The 20,115-nt window shown below is 62.4% G+C and carries 19 protein-coding genes, 1 tRNA gene and 1 other RNA gene; 17 read left to right on the top strand and 4 right to left on the bottom strand.

Translation table 11 applies throughout. From position 1 onward, the window contains the following. Positions 1 to 152: 152 nt before the first annotated feature. The 6 genes from KAZ48_04195 (at position 153) to KAZ48_04170 (ending at position 4,033) form a co-directional block, all read left to right on the top strand. A complete protein-coding gene (locus KAZ48_04195; protein ID MBP7971977.1) occupies positions 153 to 611 on the top strand; it encodes a peroxiredoxin in 459 nt (152 codons plus the stop codon). An 86-nt stretch (positions 612 to 697) separates the two neighbouring features. Next, complete coding sequence (locus tag KAZ48_04190) at positions 698 to 1,351, top strand: hypothetical protein (protein MBP7971976.1); 654 nt, start codon at positions 698 to 700, stop codon at positions 1,349 to 1,351. A 95-nt stretch (positions 1,352 to 1,446) separates the two neighbouring features. Continuing rightward, positions 1,447 to 2,124, top strand: coding sequence for an SCO family protein (locus tag KAZ48_04185; GenBank protein MBP7971975.1), 678 nt, complete (start codon positions 1,447 to 1,449; stop codon positions 2,122 to 2,124). Continuing rightward, entirely contained in the window at positions 2,121 to 2,618 is a 498-nt protein-coding gene (locus tag KAZ48_04180; GenBank protein ID MBP7971974.1) for a copper chaperone PCu(A)C, read from the top strand. Before KAZ48_04185 ends, KAZ48_04180 begins: the two co-directional genes overlap by 4 nt. Before the next feature lie 5 nt (positions 2,619 to 2,623). Continuing rightward, positions 2,624 to 3,841 carry a Dyp-type peroxidase gene (locus tag KAZ48_04175; GenBank protein MBP7971973.1) on the top strand — a complete coding sequence of 406 codons (1,218 nt, stop codon included), beginning with the start codon at positions 2,624 to 2,626 and terminating at the stop codon, positions 3,839 to 3,841. A gap of 118 nt (positions 3,842 to 3,959) precedes the next feature. Next, positions 3,960 to 4,033 (top strand) — tRNA-Val (locus KAZ48_04170). A 33-nt stretch (positions 4,034 to 4,066) separates the two neighbouring features. On the opposite strand, the gene KAZ48_04165 is transcribed toward KAZ48_04170, so the two are convergent. After that, positions 4,067 to 5,203 carry a hypothetical protein gene (locus tag KAZ48_04165; GenBank protein ID MBP7971972.1) on the bottom strand — a complete coding sequence of 379 codons (1,137 nt, stop codon included), beginning with the start codon at positions 5,201 to 5,203 and terminating at the stop codon, positions 4,067 to 4,069. Between the two features lie 134 nt (positions 5,204 to 5,337). On the opposite strand from KAZ48_04165, the gene KAZ48_04160 reads away from it, so the two are divergent. The 9 genes from KAZ48_04160 to KAZ48_04120 all read left to right on the top strand — a co-directional run bounded on the left by KAZ48_04160 (position 5,338) and on the right by KAZ48_04120 (position 16,278). Further along, positions 5,338 to 6,207 carry an acyl-CoA thioesterase II gene (locus KAZ48_04160; GenBank protein MBP7971971.1) on the top strand — a complete coding sequence of 290 codons (870 nt, stop codon included), beginning with the start codon at positions 5,338 to 5,340 and terminating at the stop codon, positions 6,205 to 6,207. Positions 6,208 to 6,278: 71 nt separating this feature from the next. After that, on the top strand, positions 6,279 to 7,676 hold the full coding sequence (locus KAZ48_04155) for a glutamate decarboxylase (GenBank protein MBP7971970.1): 1,398 nt from the start codon (positions 6,279 to 6,281) through the stop codon (positions 7,674 to 7,676). Positions 7,677 to 7,759: 83 nt separating this feature from the next. Next, entirely contained in the window at positions 7,760 to 8,947 is a 1,188-nt protein-coding gene (locus KAZ48_04150; protein ID MBP7971969.1) for a Nif3-like dinuclear metal center hexameric protein, read from the top strand. Further along, a complete protein-coding gene (locus KAZ48_04145; protein MBP7971968.1) occupies positions 8,947 to 9,687 on the top strand; it encodes a hypothetical protein in 741 nt (246 codons plus the stop codon). Before KAZ48_04150 ends, KAZ48_04145 begins: the two co-directional genes overlap by 1 nt. Continuing rightward, complete coding sequence (locus KAZ48_04140; GenBank protein ID MBP7971967.1) at positions 9,684 to 10,127, top strand: reverse transcriptase-like protein; 444 nt, start codon at positions 9,684 to 9,686, stop codon at positions 10,125 to 10,127. The genes KAZ48_04145 and KAZ48_04140 overlap by 4 nt, the downstream gene beginning before the upstream one ends. A 396-nt stretch (positions 10,128 to 10,523) precedes the next feature. After that, positions 10,524 to 10,922: RNase P RNA component class A (gene rnpB / locus KAZ48_04135), an RNA gene on the top strand. Between the two features lie 212 nt (positions 10,923 to 11,134). Then, positions 11,135 to 12,850, top strand: coding sequence for an ABC transporter ATP-binding protein (locus KAZ48_04130; GenBank protein ID MBP7971966.1), 1,716 nt, complete (start codon positions 11,135 to 11,137; stop codon positions 12,848 to 12,850). Positions 12,851 to 12,903: 53 nt separating this feature from the next. Further along, on the top strand, positions 12,904 to 14,841 hold the full coding sequence (locus KAZ48_04125) for an ABC transporter ATP-binding protein (protein ID MBP7971965.1): 1,938 nt from the start codon (positions 12,904 to 12,906) through the stop codon (positions 14,839 to 14,841). 255 nt (positions 14,842 to 15,096) lie between these two features. Continuing rightward, positions 15,097 to 16,278 carry an inorganic phosphate transporter gene (locus KAZ48_04120; GenBank protein ID MBP7971964.1) on the top strand — a complete coding sequence of 394 codons (1,182 nt, stop codon included), beginning with the start codon at positions 15,097 to 15,099 and terminating at the stop codon, positions 16,276 to 16,278. Positions 16,279 to 16,299: 21 nt separating this feature from the next. Here KAZ48_04120 and KAZ48_04115 read toward each other — a convergent pair whose 3' ends face one another. From KAZ48_04115 to map, 3 genes are all read right to left on the bottom strand, one after another. Beyond that, complete coding sequence (locus KAZ48_04115; protein ID MBP7971963.1) at positions 16,300 to 17,442, bottom strand: N(5)-(carboxyethyl)ornithine synthase; 1,143 nt, start codon at positions 17,440 to 17,442, stop codon at positions 16,300 to 16,302. An 84-nt stretch (positions 17,443 to 17,526) separates the two neighbouring features. Beyond that, complete coding sequence (locus KAZ48_04110; GenBank protein ID MBP7971962.1) at positions 17,527 to 17,985, bottom strand: MarR family transcriptional regulator; 459 nt, start codon at positions 17,983 to 17,985, stop codon at positions 17,527 to 17,529. A gap of 142 nt (positions 17,986 to 18,127) precedes the next feature. Beyond that, positions 18,128 to 18,973, bottom strand: coding sequence for a type I methionyl aminopeptidase (gene map / locus KAZ48_04105; protein MBP7971961.1), 846 nt, complete (start codon positions 18,971 to 18,973; stop codon positions 18,128 to 18,130). Between the two features lie 109 nt (positions 18,974 to 19,082). Here map and KAZ48_04100 point away from each other — a divergent pair, with 109 nt between their 5' ends. Then, the gene (locus tag KAZ48_04100; GenBank protein MBP7971960.1) at positions 19,083 to 19,301 is read left to right on the top strand and encodes a hypothetical protein; all 219 of its coding nucleotides are present in this window, start codon (positions 19,083 to 19,085) and stop codon (positions 19,299 to 19,301) included. A 51-nt stretch (positions 19,302 to 19,352) separates the two neighbouring features. Beyond that, positions 19,353 to 20,048, top strand: a complete 696-nt coding sequence (gene npdG, locus KAZ48_04095; GenBank protein ID MBP7971959.1) for an NADPH-dependent F420 reductase — start codon at positions 19,353 to 19,355, stop codon at positions 20,046 to 20,048. The last annotated feature ends 67 nt before the right edge of the window (positions 20,049 to 20,115 follow it).

The raw sequence follows: 20,115 nt of genomic DNA, 5'->3' as shown, positions 1-20,115 counted from the left end.
GACCGCGCGGTTTGCCCCGGTCATGGGTGTAGTCCATCGGACTCGGTGGCCGCACGCAACCATTGGGGTGCGCGTCGGGTGTGTTGGCCACAAATCCGATTGGGTAAGGTTCCCCTAAGTGCGATGGCCAACACTCACAACCAGGAGCAGGAATGTCAGCTGAGATCGGCGAACTCGCCCCCGATTTTGAACTTGAGAACCAGTTTGGTGAGGCGGTAAAACTCAGTGATTACCGCAGCAAGAAGAACGTGATGCTGGTGTTCTTTCCCAAGGCGTTCACTGGCATTTGCACGAACGAGTTGTGCGCGATCCGCGATGAGATTCCCACCTTCAACAACGACGATATTGCGACGCTGGGCATTTCGGTCGATTCATCCGCGGCACTCAAGGTGTTTGCCGAGCAGGAGGGCTACGAGTTCAACCTGCTCAGTGACTACTGGCCACACGGCGCTGTGGCCCAGGAGTACGGAGCCTTCTTCGAGCGTGGCTTCGCAATGAGAGCGACCTTCATCATCGACAAGGACGGCGTTATCCGCTGGAAGGTCGTCAACGGCCCCGGCCAAGCGCGTTCCAACGAGGACTACCGCGGCGCAATCGCCGAACTCGTCTGAGTGCGTTTTGCGGCTAGGTGCGCTCGTTCGCGATCCGACCGCAAGGCGTAGCCAGGCGCTCTTCGCGGCATAGGTAAACTCGCCGTGTGCTGAGCCCCACGAACGGATTTAACCGGGTCGTCCGGGGCACCGTGGTGGGCATTCTCTGCTCGCTGTTGACGGCAGCCGGGCACAGTATGGGTGGGGGATCGGTCGGCATCTTCGGCCTGGTTCTCATCGTGGCCATCACAAGTGCCGCTGCGATCACGCTGACGGGCACGGAAATGAGTGCGCTCAAGCTCGGCGCCTTTGTTGCTAGCGCCCAGGTTGTCTCGCACTTCATGCTCGCTGCGGTGACACAGCATTCGCAAACCGTGCCTGGGCAGGTGGCGACTGCCCACCACCACGGCGTGATCGCGCATGCCGATATGGCGACCATGTCCGCTGGCAGCATGCCGACGATGAACGTGGCGACTGGGCCCGCATTGATGGTCATGGGCCACGTCCTTGTGGGGTTGTTGATCGTCTGGGCCCTGCGTATGGGCGAGGCGCTGCTTTTCCAACTCAGCATGGCGCTACGAGAGGTCTTCGCCGTCCTGGTCGGCCTGGGCACGCGGTCACCGGCGATCCAGTTGCCCGCTCACGGCCATCAGCCGTCGACGCCGGAGTTCCGACCCGTTCGCACCCTGTTTGGTGCATTGCTTTCCGAGCGGATCAGTCGCCGCGGACCCCCTCCGGGCTTCGCGCTCGGTACTGCCTGATCCAACGGCCTCCCGCTGAGCGGGTTGCCTGTTCGTGGCTGACTGCCGAGTGGTCACTTTCCGATCACCCCCAAATGCCAACCCTCGGAGTTCGCGTGTCTTCTTTGCGACGCCGTGGCGCCTCGTTCCTCGTTGTCGGCAGTGCAGTTGCGCTGCTGGTGGCCTGTGGAGCGACCGCGTCGACGGAACAGGATTCAACTGACGGCCCAGTCGCGGTCATCTCTCGATTGGGAGCCCCGTCTCCCTTCCGCGGGACCGCGTTAGCCCGGCCAATCGACAAGCCCGACGTGACCCTCACGTCGACGTCGGGTGAGCAGTTCTCGTTGGCGAAGGACACTACGGGCAAGCTCGTGGTGCTCTACGTCGGATTTACGCATTGTCCCGATGTCTGTCCGACCACGATGGCCGATACGGCCGTTGCGCTCAAGCAGTTGCCCAAGCCCGTTCGCAATGACGTTGAGGTCGTCTTTGTGACGGCCGATCCACGGCGCGACACGGTCAGTCGACTGCAGTCGTGGCTGGGGTTCTTCAGTGCCGACATCGTCGGTCTGACCGGGCCATGGGACAAGGTCGAGCAAGTCGCACACGGTGTGGGCATTCCGATTGAGAAACCGGTCAAGGCACCGGATGGGGCGTGGGTGGTCGAACACGGAGCAGAAGTCCTGCTCTTCGGCAAGGACGGCAAGGCTCACGAGATCCTCACCAGCGGGTTCCCGCCGGCTGATCTCGCCAACGATCTCAAACTACTTTCTGAAGGGAAACAACCAGCATGATGAATAACAGGAATTCAACCCGGGCCATGGGACTCGCGGTAGGTGCGGTCGCCGTGGTTGCGCTGGCCGCATGCGGCTCTGACAGCGGAAGCTCGGCTGGTTCGCCGTCGCCGACAACTCCGACTGTTTCTGACGCGAAGGTCATGGAACCGGCTGGCGACATGACGGCGATGTTCGGAACAGTCTCGAATCCGACCAGCACGGTGACGACGTTGACCGGCTGCTCCTCACCGGTCGCAGGGATGTGTCAGATCCACGAGGTGATCAAGACCGGAAACGTCGAGAAGATGCAACAGGTTCCTGGCGGACTGCAGATTCCCGCCAATGGCAGCGTTGAACTCAAGAGCGGCAGCTACCACGTGATGCTGATGAACCTCAAGGAGAAGGTCGCGGTCGGTGATTCCGTTGATGTGAGCTTGCAGTTCTCCGACGGCTCGGTCGCGGTCACAGCTCCGGTGGTGTCGCGCAGCGCAAGTCCAAGCGCGGGGATGTAACCGTCATGGCTGGTCGTGAGATCTCTCGACGCCGATTGCTCGCGGCTGCCGGGGGAGGTGCCGTCGTCGGTGGTTTGGTCACTGCCAGCGGCATCTCCCTGACGGGGGATCCCCAAGCTGTCGCGAACCCAATCGGTGTCGCAACCGAGCCGTTCTATGGTGCGCACCAAGCAGGCATCGTCACGGCTGCGCAGGCACACACGCGATTTGTTTCCTTCACTATCAGGCCAGGTGTCAGCAAGTCAGTGTTGGGTGCGTTGCTGCTCAAGTGGACCGAATCGGCCGCAGCGATGACTGCGGCCCAAGCCCCCGCCCTCGATACGTCACCCGAGTTGTTTGCGAACGGGCCTGCCCGGCTCACCGTGACTGTCGCTTTTGGGCCCGGGTTCTTCGACCGACCGGGAATGGCACGGTTGCGCCCGGATGGTCTGGCTGACCTACCCGCCTTCCACAAGGACGATCTTCAGCCGCAGTGGACCGGCGGGGACTTGTTCATTCAGGTCAGCGGAGATGACCCGTTGGTTGTCTCCCATGCGACCCGATCGCTGATCACCCAAGGCAGTCAGGTGGCGAAGGCGCAGTGGGTCCAGCGCGGCTTCCTCAGGTCGCACGGAGTGTCGCCCGACGCCGCGGCGACGCAGCGCAACCTCATGGGAAACATGGATGGGACCGGAAACCCGCAACCCACGGATGGGGACTTTGCCGAGGTGGTGTGGAGCGGAACCGCGATGCCGCAGTGGGCAAGGGGTGGGTCGTTCGTGATCTTGCGGCGTATCAGGATGCTGCTCGACCACTGGGAAACCCACTCGCGCGAGCAACAAGATGAGGTGATCGGTCGGCGGAAGGACTCGGGCGCACCATTGACCGGAATGGTTGAACGAGATCAGCCCGACTTCTCCGCGCAGAATGCTGACGGCAGTCTGGTGATCCCGGCCGCAGCTCACATCCGATTGGCGCACCACACTTCCACCCGTGGTGCCAAGATCCTGCGCCGCAGTTACTCCTACGACGACGGCTACCGACCGGATGGCCAGCCTGACGCTGGACTCATGTTCATCGCGTGGCAGGCCGATCCCCGCACCGGATTTGTGCCTATCCAAAACCGGCTAGATGTCGGCGATGCGATGAACCACATGACGTCGGCCGAGGGCAGCGCGATCGCGTTGGCGCCTCCGGGATGTCAGCCAGGCGGGTATCTCGGGCAGGAGTTGTTCGATTCGTGATCGAGCCGACGCGCGCGGGTTCCGGCCCCCGCCTTCGACACAGGCAGTTGCGGGGGAGCAGGGCGGGATCGACCAGTTCGGCTCGTGGTGGCGCTAGTGCCGTATTCTCGCCGGGCACGGGCGCATAGCTCAGTTGGTTAGAGCACCTCCCTTACAAGGAGGGGGCCGGGGGTTCGAGTCCCTCTGCGCCCACCGTTGCGGCGATAGCGCGGCGGGTAGCAACGATCAGCCGCGAATCCGTGCGCTAAGTCGCGCGCGTGCGTTCGACATCCGGCTCTGGACCCCCGGCCGACCCTGCTGGGCATTGTCTGCATCTTTGAGCTTCTTGAGTTTGCGCCGAAGCCTCCCGATCGTTCGAACATGCTCGGTATGCGAAGCAGCGAAGCTGCCCGCTTGGATCGCATAGTCAGCGAGGACTCGACGCTCGTTCGAAGGGTGTGACCAGTCGACGGCCGCATCGAGTTCCAGGGCTGACCTGTGCAGTTCTGAGATTCGCTCGGCGCTGAAGGAAAGTGATCGTTGGGTCCGAACCCAGTCGCGGGCCTTGTCGGACTCGACTTGGGTCAGAGCACCAAACAACCCGGCGAGATCGGAGCTAGTCAGCTCGCGCCGGGTTGCGCGGCCGGAGAAGTTGTGCCGAGCCAGCTCCTGGAAGTTGTCATCGCTGACCCACCCATCGCAGCCAAAGTGGTCCCACACCAGGACTGGGATCCCGAGCGCCAAGCCAGTGATGGCGGTGCGACCGATCGTGACGATGGCGTCAGCGTCGTTGAGTAGCGTCGCGTCGACCGGCAGGGAGTTGTCCGGCAGGCCGATCTTCGTGACAGTGAACTGCTCGGCTTCGCCAAGTGCGCGGAGCATCCCCAACTGGGTGGGAGGGAAGTGATTCGACACCACCGTGACGTTCCTGATCCCGCTTGCTCGATCTCTGGGCGGTGGCACGCTGATCGAGTCGTCCCACCAAATTCCGATGACGGTGCCGGGGGCTGTGGACCAACCGCTGAGCCGCCTGACGTCGTCGTATCCGGCGTCGGAGACGGCGTACCAAGGGACCGCAGTCTCCATTGCGGGCGGGATTTCAATCGGTGGGAATTGTCCGAGAAACCCGAAAACGGAAGGAATCGTCAGACCAGCCTCGGCCAGGAGGAAACTCAGTGGCCAGTGGTGAATGTTCGCGACGTCTGGGCGCCAATCGCGCAACGTGGACATGTCGCGGGGCCCGAAAACGGGGGATCCCTGCTCGGCCATCTCGTCGGAAACTGGCCCTGGGAAGAGTGTGAAGAGGGCGACGTCGTCTCCGCGACGCCTGAACTCCTGCATCAATTCGGAGGTCGCAAGTTCTGAACCCGCACGATTAACCATGTGGTTGTTGGTGAACAGGATTCGCAACGCCGACTCCTTCCGGCCTTGGATTTGCGCGATGCTTGGCGGTAAGTGCCTGTGGGGATCATGTTGCCAGACTGCGGTCTGGGCAGATCGGATGCCAGGATGCGGTTATGGCACACAGCACCAGCGCGCCGGATGAGCAGTTCATCGAGCGACTTCATCTTGAGCGCGTGGATCGAGACATCTTTACCGGCTTCTGCCATGCGGGAGCCCCACTGCGGGCGTTTGGTGGTCAAGTCGCGGCCCAGGCCCTCGTAGCGGCCGGCCGGACTGTCGACGAGCCTGATCGAACCGTCCATTCGCTTCATGGCTACTTCATCCGACCGGGCCACACGACTGATCCGATCGTGTACATGGTGGACCGCACCCGCGATGGTCGGTCGTTCAGTACGCGACGCGTGCAAGCAATCCAATACGGCGAGACGATCTTCACAATGTCAGCGTCGTTTGCTGTCATCGAGCCGACTCTGGTGCATCAGATGTCGGCACCATCGGTACCACCGCCGGAGTCACTACCCCTGTGGCATTTACCGAATGCCGATGACGGTCAACGTCAGATCCGCGAGGGCTTTCCCCGACATGAACTCCTTGAATTGAAGTTCGTTGACGCCGAGGACGTGCTGAAAGCAACCAACGGCAGTGCGGTGCGGATCGCCTGGATGCGAACCGTCGAGCCGCTGCCGGAAGATCCATTGCTGCACGTCTGCACCCTGACGTACTTCTCTGATCTCACTCTGATCGGAGCCATCCTTGCCCAACACGGGGGACGAACGGCCAACACGGACCTGGAACTCGCCTCACTCGACCATGCGATGTGGTTCCACGCACCCTTTCGGGCCGACGAGTGGTTGATGTTCGTCATGGATTCGCCGGTCGCTTCTGGTGGGCACGGGCTAGCTCGCGGGGAGTTCTACCGACAGGACGGAACCCTGGTGGCATCGGCGGTCCAGGAAGCTTTACTCCGACGGTCACGGGGCTGACTGCTGCCGCGATTGCCCAGACGACCCCCCCCCAGGATGCGTTGTCGGCGGTGGCGCTGTGTACTGAGGGCATGGCCCACAAACGAACGGACATCGATCGCTTGCAGCCGGAGAATCTCTTGATTCCTCCGCTCTTTTCCAAGGAAGTCCTGGTTCCGAGGCGCAAGATGCCCGAGGGCGAAATGGAAATGCGCGTGGCGTATCAGGTCGTCCACGACGAGGCGATGCTCGACGGAAACGCTCGCATGAACTTGGCCACCTTCGTCACGACGTGGATGGGTGAGTACGCCGATCGGTTGTATGCCGAGTCCTATGACAAGAACATGATCGACAAAGACGAATACCCACAGACCGCTGCCATCGAACAGCGTTGCGTCGACATCGTGGCCGATCTGTGGAACGCCCCAGGTCCCACTATCGGAACCTCGACGATCGGATCGTCGGAAGCGTGCATGCTTGCCGGCCTTGCCTTCAAGCGGCGCTGGCAGCACTCCCGCCGAGCGGCGGGCAAGTCGACCGAGAAGCCGAACCTGGTGGTCAGTTCCACGGTTCAGGTTGTCTGGGAGAAGTTCTGCAACTACTGGGAAGTTGAAGCCCGATACGTTCCGGTCACCGCAGATTGCCTGGTGATGACACCGGAGAAGATGCTCGAACACGTCGATGAGAACACGATCGGAGTCGTGGGGATCCTGGGTGTCACTTATACCGGCTCCTACGAACCGATCGCCGAGCTTGCCGCAGCCCTCGACGAACTGCAGGAACGTACCGGCCTCGACGTGCCGCTGCACGTCGACGGGGCCAGCGGTGGGATGGTCGCTCCGTTCTTGCAACCTGACCTGGTGTGGGACTTTCGACTGAGCCGGGTCCACTCGATCAACACGTCGGGACACAAGTACGGCTTGGTCTATCCGGGCCTCGGTTGGGTGGTGTGGCGGAGCAAGGACGTGCTGCCCGAGGACCTGATCTTCCATGTGGCCTACCTCGGGGGAGACACCCCGACCCTTGGCCTCAACTTCTCGCGCCCGGGCGCGCAGGTGCTGCTCCAGTACTACGCGTTCTTGAGTCTGGGTCGAGCGGGTTACCACCACGTGCACTCGACCTCTCGCGAGACCGCGCTGACGATTTCCAGCGCTATTGCGCAGATGGGGCCGTTTGAGTTGCTCTCCACCGGCGAGGACATTCCGGTGTTCGCCTGGCGACTCAAGGAGGGACACACGGACAAGTGGAATCTGCGGGATCTGTCCGACCGACTCCGCATGCGGGGTTGGCAGGTTCCTGCCTACCCGATGCCCGCGGAACTCGATGACCTCTGGGTCATGCGGGTCGTTGTGCGCCTGGGCGTCTCGGCGGATCTGGGACGAATGCTGGTTGCCGACATTGAGCAGAGTGTGAAGTTCCTCGATGGTCTTTCGGCGCCGATGCCACGCGAAGAGGGCGCCGATGCCGCACCAACCGGCTACACCCACTGAATCAAGTCCGGTCGCGCAGCTGGACATGTGCCGACTTCGCCGAGTCTTGGTGTTGGGATTTGCTGACGGCCTAAGCTGACCCCGTGTCAACCGTTGCCCAAATCGTCGAGTGGTTGTCCAGGACGTACCCACCACGGCTGGCGGAGTCCTGGGACGCTGTCGGCTTGGTCGCAGGGCGCCCAGCGGCGCCGGTCCACCGCATCCTGGTGACCGTTGATGTGACGCAGGCAGTGGCCGGCCAGGCGGTTGCTGGCGGCTACGACCTGATCGTGGCGCACCACCCGCTCCTGCTCGGGGGCGTCACCTCGGTCGCCGCGACCAGCGCCAAGGGTCGGATCCTGCACGACCTGATTGAGGCGAACTGCGCGTTACTCACGGCCCACACGAATGCCGATGCTGCGCGCGAGGGAGTCAGTGATGCACTCGCGGCGTCGCTGGGTCTCGCCGAGACTGCACCGCTGGAGACATCGCCAGCGATCGCGCTTGACCACCTCCACGTCTACGTCCCAGAGTCCGACGCTGCTCTAATGCTCGACGCCTTGGCCGAGGCGGGTGCAGGCGCGATTGGCAACTATGACCGCTGTGCGTTCTTAGCCCCCGGGGTGGGAACGTTTAGGCCACTGCCAGGTGCAGCCCCTGCCATCGGAACCGTTGGAGAAGTGCAGACCGTCGATGAGGTGCGGTTAGAGGTTGTGCTCGCCCGGGCGGCTCGCGACGCGGTCATCACTGCGATGCGACGTGCCCATCCCTACGAAGAACCTGCGTTCGGCGTCGTCGAACTCGCGAATGTCCCCGCTGGCGAGGGCATCGGTCGAGTCGGCCGATTGACCTCACCCATGTCGCTGAGTGACTTCGCCGAGCGGGTCGCCGCGGCGGTGCCGACAAGTGCGGGTGGGATTCGGGTGGCAGGCGAGCTGGCGCGGACGGTGCAAACCGTCGCGGTTTGTGGCGGATCCGGCGACTCCCTGCTAGCGGATGCGAATCGGGCCGGTGCAGACGTGTTCGTCACAGCAGATCTGAAGCACCACCGCGTGCTCGACCACATCGAGGATGGCGGGTGTGCGGTCATCGATGTGGCTCACTGGGCCAGCGAGGCGCTGTGGTGCGACGTGGTTGCCGACCTACTGCGGGGTCACTTCGGTACAGCGCCCGATACCTTGGCCGTGGATGTGTCCCGGTTGGTCACCGACCCATGGCGCCTGCACCTTGGTACCGGCCATTCAGACCTTGACGACTTGATCGACCCAGCACCAGACGGAGGATCGTTGTAGTGAAGGCAAGTCCAGCAGCACAGCAGCAATTGCTTGAGGTTCAAGACCTCGATACCCGAATCGATCAGCTGAATCATCGGGAGGCGACGCTGCCCGAGGCGGTGGAGTTGGCAAAGCTGGACGATCAACTTGAGCAGCTGCGCTCGGAGGCGGCGACGGCTCAGGTGGAGGTCACCGATGTCTCCCGGGCGCTGGAACGGGCCGACAACGACGTGCAACAGGTTCGTACCCGAACCCGCAAGGACCAGGAGTTGCTCGATTCCGGGTCCATCACCTCGTCCAAACAGTTGTCGGAACTGCAACATGAGATTTCTTCCCTTCAGCGGCGACAGAACGAACTGGAGGATGTCGAACTCGAGGTGATGGAGGCCGCCGAGCAGGCACAGGGACTGGTGACTCGGCTGACCACCGCGATCGGCGACGCGCAAGCCCGGCGCGATGAGCTAGTGACCGCCCGTGACGGTGCACTGGCGGCGTTGAACGAGGACCGCGCGTCGAGTAGCGAAGGGCGCCAGCGGATTGCCGCGAGCGTCCCGGAAGACCTGCTCAAGCTTTACGACAAGATCCGCGCAGACCAGGGCGGCGTCGGCGCGGCACCCCTACGCGGTAACCGGTGCGACGGCTGTCACATGCAGATCTCGCCGATTGACATGAAGGAGATTGCAGCGGCTGCCCCCGACGAGGTCACCCGTTGCGAGTCATGCCGACGGATCTTGATTCGACCGGTTCCAACGGGATGACCGCCCACTACATCGTTGAAGCCGATGGTGGCTCACGTGGCAATCCCGGACCTGCGGCGTACGGAACGGTCGTTCGGTCCGGCACGACCGGGGAGGTCGTTGCTGAACAGGCCGACTACCTGGGGGTCGCCACGAACAACATCGCAGAGTACAGCGGGGTCCTGGCCGGCTTGGAGATCGTCGCCAACCTCGACTCACGGGCGTCCGTTGAAGCCAGGCTTGACTCCAAGTTGATCGTTGAGCAGATGAGCGGACGCTGGAAAATCAAGCATCCCGAGATTCGTGCCATCGCTCTGCGGGTTCGGGATGCCTTCCCCGCGGCCCAGGTCAGGTACACGTGGGTCCCACGCGCGCAGAACGTCGCCGCCGACGCACTGGTGAATGAGTCGCTCGACAACGTCGCTGCGGGACTTTCAGGGCGCATAGATCGATTCAGCTAGCGGTGTGACTGGCAACCGACGCCGATCTGTTCACCCATCTGGCGGCATCTTGGCAGCGCTCATTGATTTTCGCCAATGGCGGGGGTTCACTGGGCTCGTTCGCGTAAGAAAGGCGAGCACCGGAATTGTGAGGTCGCCGACGTGCGGCGCCTTTTGAATGGCGCTGCGGAACGACGGATGGCCGGAGGTTGCGGTGCTGTGGCTCCTCCGCCGCGCGCCTGGGCTGGGCGGACACGAAGACCCCTCCATCCCATATGTGGAGGGGTCTTCGACTGTGTCGAGAGGCTCGCGTTCCAACTCCGTCCCAAATGCGGAGGGCATCGCGGGTGCTTCTGACTCAGTTGTTCCCTCATCGCGACGCGGCAAACGTGATCAATGCCGTAGCCTGACCGCGGACGAGTCGGTCGGGTGATCGCGGCGCTGGCAACAGGGTCGAGGAAAGTCCGGACTCCACAAGGCAGGGTGGTGGGTAACGCCCACCCGGGGCAACCCGCGGGAAAGTGCCACAGAAAACAGACCGCCGGTGTGCAAGTGCCGGTAAGGGTGAAACGGTGGTGTAAGAGACCACCAGCGTTCCGGGTGACCGGAGCGGCTCGGCAAACCCCACCTGGAGCAAGGTCAAGAGGGTGGGAGGCTTCGGCCTCCTGCTTGCGCAGACGAGTCGCCTGCTCGATGTCTGCGGGTAGACCGCACGAGACTGTCGGCAACGGCAGCCCTAGATGGATGATCACCAACGCGCTCTCGGTTCGCCGGGGTCGCGGCTCACAGGATCCGGCTTACAGACCGACTCGTCCCCCTTCGGCCCGGAGAACCGCCTTCCACTTCAAGACCAGCTCCACGAAGAATGAAGTCACGGTGTTGGGATCGGCAACGGCGGTGCGACCGCAGCGTGTGGGGGTTGAACGACGCGTGACACCCTGAGCGTCGTGGTTAGCCTTTTGCGGCGCTTCCTGCGACCCTACGGACGCGCCCTCACCGTGGTGATCGTGTTGGTATTTCTCCAGGCGATGGCCAACTTGTTTCTGCCAACTCTGAATGCCGACATCATCAACAACGGCGTGGTCAAGGGTGACATCCGCTACATCATCACCATCGGTGCGGTGATGCTCGCGGTCACGTTTGGGCTGGGGATCTGCTCGGTCGTCGCCGTGTACTACAGCGCCCGCACAGCGATGGGATTCGGCCGCGACGTGCGGGCCTCAATGTTTGGTCGCGTCCAGGAGTTCTCGCTACACGAGGTCAACGAGTTCGGAACGCCTTCGCTGATCACCCGCAACACCAACGATGTCCAGCAAGTGCAGATGTTGGTTCTCATGGGCCTCACGATGTTGGTGCTCGCACCGATAACGGCAATCGGCGGAATCGTGATGGCTGTTCGGCTGAATGTTCAGTTGTCGGGCCTTCTGCTTGTCATCATCCCGCTGATGGCCGTCGTCATCGGCCTGCTGATGGTCCGCGCGGTCCCGCTCTTCCGATCCATGCAGGTCAAGATCGACCGCATCAACGAGGTCCTGCGCGAGAACCTGGCCGGCATTCGGGTCATCCGCGCATTCGTGCGGACTGAGCACGAGCAGAAACGCTTCGCGGTCGCCAACGATGACTTGACCGATACCTCGCTGCGGGTTGCTCGGCTGTTCGCGTTGATGATGCCGATCCTCATGTTGGTCATGAATGGATCGAGCGTGGCCATCATCTGGTTCGGCGGTCACCTGATCAACACCGGAGACATGCAGATCGGCGACTTGACGGCGTTCCTGCAATACATCACCCAGATCCTCTTCGCGGTCATGATGGCCGTGATGATGTTCGTGATGGTGCCGCGAGCCGCCGCGTCCGCCGAACGAATCCAAGCAGTGCTGACGACCCAACCGGCTATCCACGACCCCAGCAACCCCGTGCCGCTACCGACGACCGTCAACGAGCTGACCACCGAGGTGGACTCCGTGGCCGGGACGCACTCGGCTGACGCTGGTTCCGCAACCGGACGTATCGAATTCCGCGACGTGGAGTTTCGCTACCCGGGCGCCCAAGACCCCGTCCTGGAGCGGATCAACTTCACCCTCGAACCGGGCCGGACCACCGCGATTGTCGGCGGAACCGGATCAGGCAAAACGACTTTGATCAATCTGATTCCCCGCCTCTACGACGTCAGCGGGGGCGCGATCATGCTCGACGGCGTCGATATCCGCGACTTGAAACAAGCCGACCTGTGGAGCCAGCTGGCGCTGGTGCCGCAAAAGGCGTTTCTCTTCAGCGGCACAGTCGCAAGCAACGTGCGCTTCGGTAACGCCCACGCAAGCGATGAGCAGGTCTGGCACGCGCTTCGGGTAGCCCAAGCCGAACCCTTCGTCTCCGCGCTTGCGGAGCAACTTGACTCACCGATCGACCAGGGTGGCGCCAACGTGTCGGGCGGGCAACGGCAGCGGCTCGCCATCGCACGGGCGCTGGTCCGTAAGGCACCCTTCCTCATCTTGGACGACAGTTTCTCAGCGCTGGACTACGCCACCGACGCCCGACTTCGTGCAGCGCTACGGAAAGAGGAGACCGGCGCGACTGTGTTGATCGTCGCGCAACGCGTCAGCACGATTCTGCACGCCGACAAGATCATCGTGTTGGACCAAGGGCTGGTCGTCGGCATGGGTACCCACGCCGAACTGATGGACACCTGTCCGACCTACCTGGAGATCGTCAGCTCCCAGCTGTCGGTCGAGGAGGCGGCATGAGCGCTGCCACGACCACATCGGGTGGCGCCAGCAACCCACGCCGACCGCAAGGAATGTTCGGCCCCGGCCATGGGGTTGGCATGGGTCTGCCACCAGAGAAGGCGCGTGATTTCAAGGGGACTGCCCGGCGAATGGGTCGGCGGTTGCGACCCGAGCGGCTGATCATTGTGATCGTCCTCCTGCTGGGGATTACCAGCGTCTTCTTTGCCGTCATTGGACCCAGGTTGCTCGGCAACGCAACCAACATCATCTTCAATGGAGTGGTCGGAAAACAACTGCCCGCTGGCACGACTCAAGCGCAGGCTGAAGCGATGCTGCGCGCATCTGGCAGGGGTCAGCAGGCCGATCTGCTCTCCGGCATGACCATCACTCCAGGTCAGGGGATCGACTTCACAGCGCTCGGCAACATCATTGCGCTGGTCGCGGTGGTCTACCTACTGAGCTCGCTGTTCGCTTGGGCGCAGAACTACCTCATGGCCGGGGTAACGCAGCGAGTCATGTTTCGGTTGCGCGAGGACGTGGATCTCAAGCTGGGCCGACTACCACTGAGGTACTTCGATACCCACGCCCGTGGCGACCTGCTCAGCCGGGTCACCAACGACATCGACAACATCGCGACCACGCTGCAGCAGACACTCACCCAACTGATCACCTCGGTCCTGACAGTTATCGGCGTGCTCATCATGATGGTCTGGATCAGCCCGTTGCTGGCGGTGATTTCGCTGTTGACTGTGCCGCTGTCGTTCATGGTCACGCTGGCTATCGCTAAACGCTCACAGCGGCAGTTCGTTGGTCAGTGGAAGTGGACGGGCACGCTCAACGGACATGTCGAGGAGATGTACAGCGGCCACGAACTGGTTAAGGTCTACGGTCACCAAGAACAGGCAATGGCGGACTTCGACGAGGCCAACCAGAAGATGTACGAGTCGTCATTCAGGGCCCAGTTCATCTCCGGCACGATCCAGCCAGCGATGGCGTTCATCGCCAACATCAACTACGTCCTCATCGCCGTCATCGGCGGACTGCGAATCGCCAGTGGATCCATGTCGCTGGGCGATGTGCAGGCCTTCATTCAGTACTCCCGCCAGTTCACCATGCCAATCACCCAAATCGCCAGCATCACGAATCTGGTCCAGTCCGGACTGGCATCGGCAGAGCGAGTGTTTGAACTGCTCGACGAGGACGAACAGATTCCTGAGACCGCCGACCCGCAGTCACTCGGTAAGCGGCAAGGACACATCCAATTCGACGAAGTGTCCTTCCGGTACCTGCCCGACAAACCGCTGATAGACGGCCTCACCCTCGACGCGCGCCCAGGGCAGTCCATCGCAATCGTGGGACCTACCGGCGCTGGCAAGACCACGCTGGTGAATCTGCTCATGCGCTTCTACGAGATCGATGGCGGCTGCATCCGATTCGACGGCGTCGACATCACCGAGCTCACTCGAGACGAGTTGCGTCGGTCGTTCGGAATGGTGCTGCAGGACACGTGGCTGTTCCAAGGGACTATCAAAGAGAACATCGCGTACGGGGCCCATGAGCCCAGTGACGCAGCCATCGTGCGTGCTGCCGAGGCCGCTCACGTCGACCGGCTGGTTCGGACTCTGCCCGACGGCTACGACACCATGCTGGGCACCGACGCTGCGAATATTTCAGCTGGTGAGCAGCAGCTACTCACCATCGCGCGGGCGTTCCTGGCAGACCCTGCGGTGCTGATCCTTGACGAGGCAACGAGTTCGGTCGACACCAGAACCGAAGTCCTGATTCAAAAGGCGATGGCTGATCTGCGCAAGAACCGGACGAGCTTTGTCATTGCCCACCGACTGTCGACGATCCGCGACGCCGATGTCATCTTGGTGATGGACGCCGGGCAGATCATCGAGACGGGCACCCACGACGAGCTGATTGCTGCCGGCGGCTTCTACTACAACCTGTACAACAGTCAGTTCCTCGCGAGCTACGACCAGGCAGCCGACAGCTCGGTCAGCTAGTCCTTGAATACGTGGCGAACCGATCGTCCATCGATGCTTGGCGCTGGCATTCCAGCCGGGGGTTCTGCCTAGCAGCCCGGGCCGGGCGTTGATTTCCGTGCTTGAACTCACAAGTATTCCGGCAAGGTTCACCTCACATCCACATCCGGCCTTCGGTGGGCCTAGGCTGCGCTGCGAGAGCACACCTTCGCTGGGTTTATGGCCTCGGGAAGGCTCGTGGTCGCAGCGGCTGGGAGAGCGGGGACGAGAACGGCAATGGACATTGCGCTTGCGAGCCTGATCTTGCTCTTCGCCCTCGCGCTCGTCTTCGACTTCACGAACGGGTTTCACGATGCGGCCAACAGCGTCGCCACCGTGGTCGCGACTCGAGCACTGCCTGCGCGCTGGGCGCCGGCCTTTGCGGCGACCTTCAACTTCGTGGCGTACTTCGTCGTTGGGACGGCCGTCGCGAGCACGATCGCCAAGACGGTCAAGACTGACTACGCCGAATTTGGAGTCATCTTTGCCGCCCTTTTCGCGGCGGTGGTGTGGAACTACATCACCTGGCACCTCGGGCTGCCGTCGTCCTCGAGTCACGCCATCATCGGTGGGCTGGTGGGCGCAGGTCTCGCTGCGGGGGGATTTGCGGCAATCTCTTGGGACAGCGTTGAGAAGGCTGGAATCGGCATCGGCCTGTCTCCCGTCGTCGCCATCGTGATCGCCATTGTGGCGATGTATCTGATATCCGGAGTCCAACGAATCCTGCACTGGCACGACAACCATCCGGTCTTCAAGGGCCTGCAACTCGTAGCGGCCGCGGGACTATCGTTTGGACACGGTGCCAACGACGCCCAGAAAACCATGGGAGTCATGGCCGCCCTCCTTCTCGGGGCCGGCTACACGAGTGTGGGAACCGACGGAAAGACGATCGAGGTCCCCGAATGGGTTGCACTGTCCGCTTACGGCGCTATCGCCCTCGGCACGTTGTGGGGTGGCTGGCGAATTATCGAGACGATGGGCCTGAAGATCACGACGTTGCACGCGAACTCCGGTGCGGCCGCCAACATCGGTGCGACCACGGCGATCTTTGGCGCGACATCCCTAGGGATGCCCATCTCAACCACCCACGCTGCGGCTGGCTCCGTGGTGGGTGCCGGAGTTGCCTCGGGCGAAGGCGCCAACTGGCGGGTAATCGGCGAGATGCTGCTGGCCTGGCTGATTACGATTCCTGCTGTCGGAGCGGTGGCTTTTGGCCTCTACTGGCTGACACAGCTACCGATCGTCCTGGCCTGGATCGCCATCGGTGCGATTGTCATCGTGTTTGGTTCCTGGGCCATCTGGGCCATGCTCCACACTATCCACGCCAGTGACGTCGAGGCGGAGATTCTCAGTGAAGATGAACTCGAGGAGCCACTGCCCATGCACCCGCGGATCGAGGGCCACGGGCCAGTTGAGTGAGGACCTAGCCCCAGTAACGACCTAGCGCCGAGCGTGCGGGTAGACCTCCACCCGGTTCTGGAAGCTAAGGATCTTGGGGTTGGCTATGACGCCATCGCGGATCTCGATTGCGCGGGAGATCGTGGCATCGGCCTCCCAGGCCGTCGGACCACTCATGACTGACCGCAGATAAGGTAGCAACGACTCACTGATGTCCCACGTCGCGCTGTTCCAGAGGTAGGTGGGGGAGTGGTCGACGGCGTAGTAGGACATGCCGTGCCCAACGTCGAACGTGGGATCTTCAAACGTGGTGGGCCGTGCGAATTCGAACCCCATGCCGAGGTCGCACGAAACGTCGACGAACAACGTCCCGGTGGAGAACAGCGCCAAGTCCTCGTTCGTCACGAACATCATCGGAGCGTCGGTGTCCTGCAAGACGCAGTTGACGACGATGTCGAACTTGGACAGGTACTGCGCTGCGCTGATGTCGCCGCCGGTCGTCTCGATGAAGGTTCGGCTCGAATCGGCCACATCTCGATCAAGATGTTCAAGGACAACTGTTGGAATCGGCGATGCCACCGCGGCGACTTCACGCATTGTCAGGACGGTGACGTCGTGAATGCCGAGGGCCTGGAGGGCATTGATGGCTCCTCGGGCAGTATTGCCGAACCCGATGACCGCGGCGTTGAGTTGCCTACCGTAGGTACCAGTGGAACCAATCAGCGTCATTGCGTGGAGGACCGAACAGTAGCCCGCGAGTTCGTTGTTCATGTGAAACACGTGCAGGGAAAACTCTCCTGACGCCTTCCAGATGTTCATCGCTTCCCACGCAATCAGGGTCAGCTTGTTGTCGATGGCTACCTGTGTCAGTTCGGTGTCCTGCACTGCGTGCGGCCAACCCCACAGCACCTGACCCCGGGAGAGTCGCTGCGCGTCCGCCAGCGTCGGCTTCGGCAGCAGCACGACGTCGCGCTCGGCGAAGATGGCTTCCGCAGAATCGATCCCGGCGACCAGTGGGGCCAGCGCCTCATCCGGATAGCCGAACTTCTCGCCGTAGCCCTGCTCGAGGTAGATCCGGGCGCGCAGGTCGGCATCGATCTGATCCAGGTGCCGGGGGTGCAGCGGCAGGCGTGACTCGTTCTCTTTGCGCGAGGTCGCCAATACTCCGAGGCTGAGTTGGTCCATGCAGGCATTGTCTACCCACAGCGAACTCGACGCTGCGTCGGCCGCGAGTGGCGAAGGTTCGAGCACCGGCGGCCCGAAACCTACCTAGACGCCGGGCCCGTCGAGGCGGTCATCTACTTTGCCGCACAGCTTCCCGATCGTTGCCAACTCACGTTGACTGAAGAGGTCCAGGAAGTACGCCCGCACGCCTTCGACGTGATCTGGAGCGGCCTTCTGCAACGCGGCGAAGCCCTCGGCGGTCAGTACGGCGAACAATCCCCGCCGGTCATCCGGGCAATCTGCGCGCTCAAGTAGACCTGCCTTCACCATCCGGTCGACCTGGTGGGAGAGCCGACTGCGAGATGACAGGGTGACGTCGGCCAGGTCGCTCATTCGCATCCGACGCTTCGAAGACTCCGACAGGCGGACGAGGATCTCGTAATCGGCGAGGGACAGGTTGTGCTTGTGTTGCAGATCGCGGCCGAGGTGGTCTTGGAGTTTGCGATTCGCGCTCAGAAATGTTCGCCAGATTCGCTGCTCAGGGTCACTCAGCCAGTCGGTCATATCGGGCCCATCTACCCCTGGGGGGCGTTGCAAGTTGATTGATCAAGGATGCCAGCCCTGGGCCAGCCATGCCCGGTCTTGACCCAATTCAGTTCCACCGCCGCTATGCGGGACGGGGCAACTCGCGACCAACCCGGGCCCATCAGGGCAGCGTCAGGATTTCAGAACCGGTATCGGTGACCAGCAGCGTGTGCTCAAACTGTGCAGTCCACTTGCGATCCTTGGTGACGACGGTCCAGTCGTCAGACCAGATCTCGTAGTCGATGGTTCCCAGCGTCAACATTGGTTCGATGGTGAAAGTCATGCCCGGTTCCAGCGTTAGATCGATTGCGGGATCGTCGTAGTGCGGGACGATCAGGCCTGAGTGGAATGCCGTGCCAATCCCGTGGCCGGTGAAGTCGCGCACCACGCCGTAGCCGAAGCGTTTGGCATAGGACTCGATGACCCGGCCGATGACGTTCAGCGAGCGACCGGGCGCCACCGCCTTGATCGCGCGCATCGTCGCCTCGTGTGTGCGTTCGACCAGCAGACGCGCCTCGGACTCAACCTCGCCCGCCAGGAAGGTGGCATTGGTATCCCCGTGCACGCCACCGATGAATGCGGTGATGTCGATGTTGACGATGTCGCCCTCGGCGATCACTGTGGAATCGGGGATCCCGTGGCAGATGACCTCGTTAAGTGACGTGCACAGCGACTTCGGGTAGCCCCGGTACCCCAGTGTCGAGGGGTACGCATTGTGGTCGCACAGGAATTCGTGCCCGATCTGGTCCAAGTAGTCAGTGGTCACCCCGGGTCCGACGTTGCGTCCAACCTCCTGCAACGCCTGGGCTGCGATTCGCCCGGCGATTCGCATTCGCTCGATGGTGTCGGAGTCTTTGACCTCGGGGCCGACGTAGGCGGCAGGAGCGGGCTTGTCGACGTATTCGGGACGCGGGATGGTTGCCGGTACCGCGCGTCGGGGCGACAAGGTTCCCATTTGCAGCGGCATGCATGAAGTGTAAACGTCACGATAGGTTGACCGCGTCGGCGCTTGGGTTTGCAATCTCTCGAGACGCCTGCAGGGCGAGACCATCGATTCGAGAGGTTGGGGAGACACCGTGGACGTAGAACCCGATGCCTGGTGGTGGTGCTTGAAGCACAGCCGGGTCGAACATGGGCCCGGGTGCCCCAACTCCGATCGCCTCGGTCCGTTCGAGACCGAACGGGAGGCCACCAACGCCATCGAACTGGCCCGTGAGCGGAACCAGAAATGGACCGACGAGGACAGACGGTGGAATGGCGAACCGGAAGACCCCAACGCCCCCAAGATCTTTTAGTACCCGACCTGCGTGAACATTCTGCGATCGTCACTGTGAAACGCTCCTGTCATGACTCCTGAGCCCAAAGCCCCCGCACGCGACCCGTTCGACCTTCCCGACGTTTCCGGGCTATCGGTCGGGGTGCTCGGCGGAACCGGCGAACAGGGACGCGGCCTGGCTTACCGCTGGTCGCTTGCGGGGCATTCGGTGATTCTCGGATCTCGCGATGCCGGTCGAGCCCAGGCTGCCGCGACGGAGCTCGGCAACGGCGTGAGAGGTGCTGCCAACGTCGAATGCGCCACTGAGGCCGACGTGGTTGTGGTCGCGGTTCCGTGGGTCGGGCATGGCGAGTTGTTGGCTTCGCTGCGGCCTCAACTGGTGGGAAAGATCGTGGTCGATTGTGTCAATCCGCTTGGCTTCGACAAGCAAGGTGCGTTCGCGCTGACGGTAGAGGAGGGCTCGGCCGCTCAACAAGCGGCAGCGATTCTTCCCGAGTCGCGGGTGGTGGCGGCCTTCCATCACCTCAGCGCTGTCCTGCTGCTAGACGCAGACGTCGCCGAATTGAACACTGACGTGATGGTTCTCGGCGACGACCGCGACGCAGCCGAAATCGTCCAAGCGCTCGCCGGACAGTTGCCGGGCGTTCGTGGGATCTACTCCGGTCGGCTGCGCAACGCCCACCAGGTCGAGGCGCTCACGGCAAACCTCATCTCGGTTAATCGCCGCTACAAGGCTCATGCGGGCGTGCGATTGACCGATGTCTGACGTGCTCAGGCGACCTTGACTGCTTGCCGGTCCACCCGAGTGGTCAGTGGTACTGGTGCGATTCGTC

This window comes from Candidatus Nanopelagicales bacterium (genome assembly GCA_018003655.1).
Taxonomy (GTDB): Bacteria; Actinomycetota; Actinomycetes; order S36-B12; family UBA10799; genus JAGNDY01.
The sequence above is the reverse complement of the archived record's forward strand: the minus strand, read 5'-3'. Positions and strand labels throughout refer to the sequence as shown.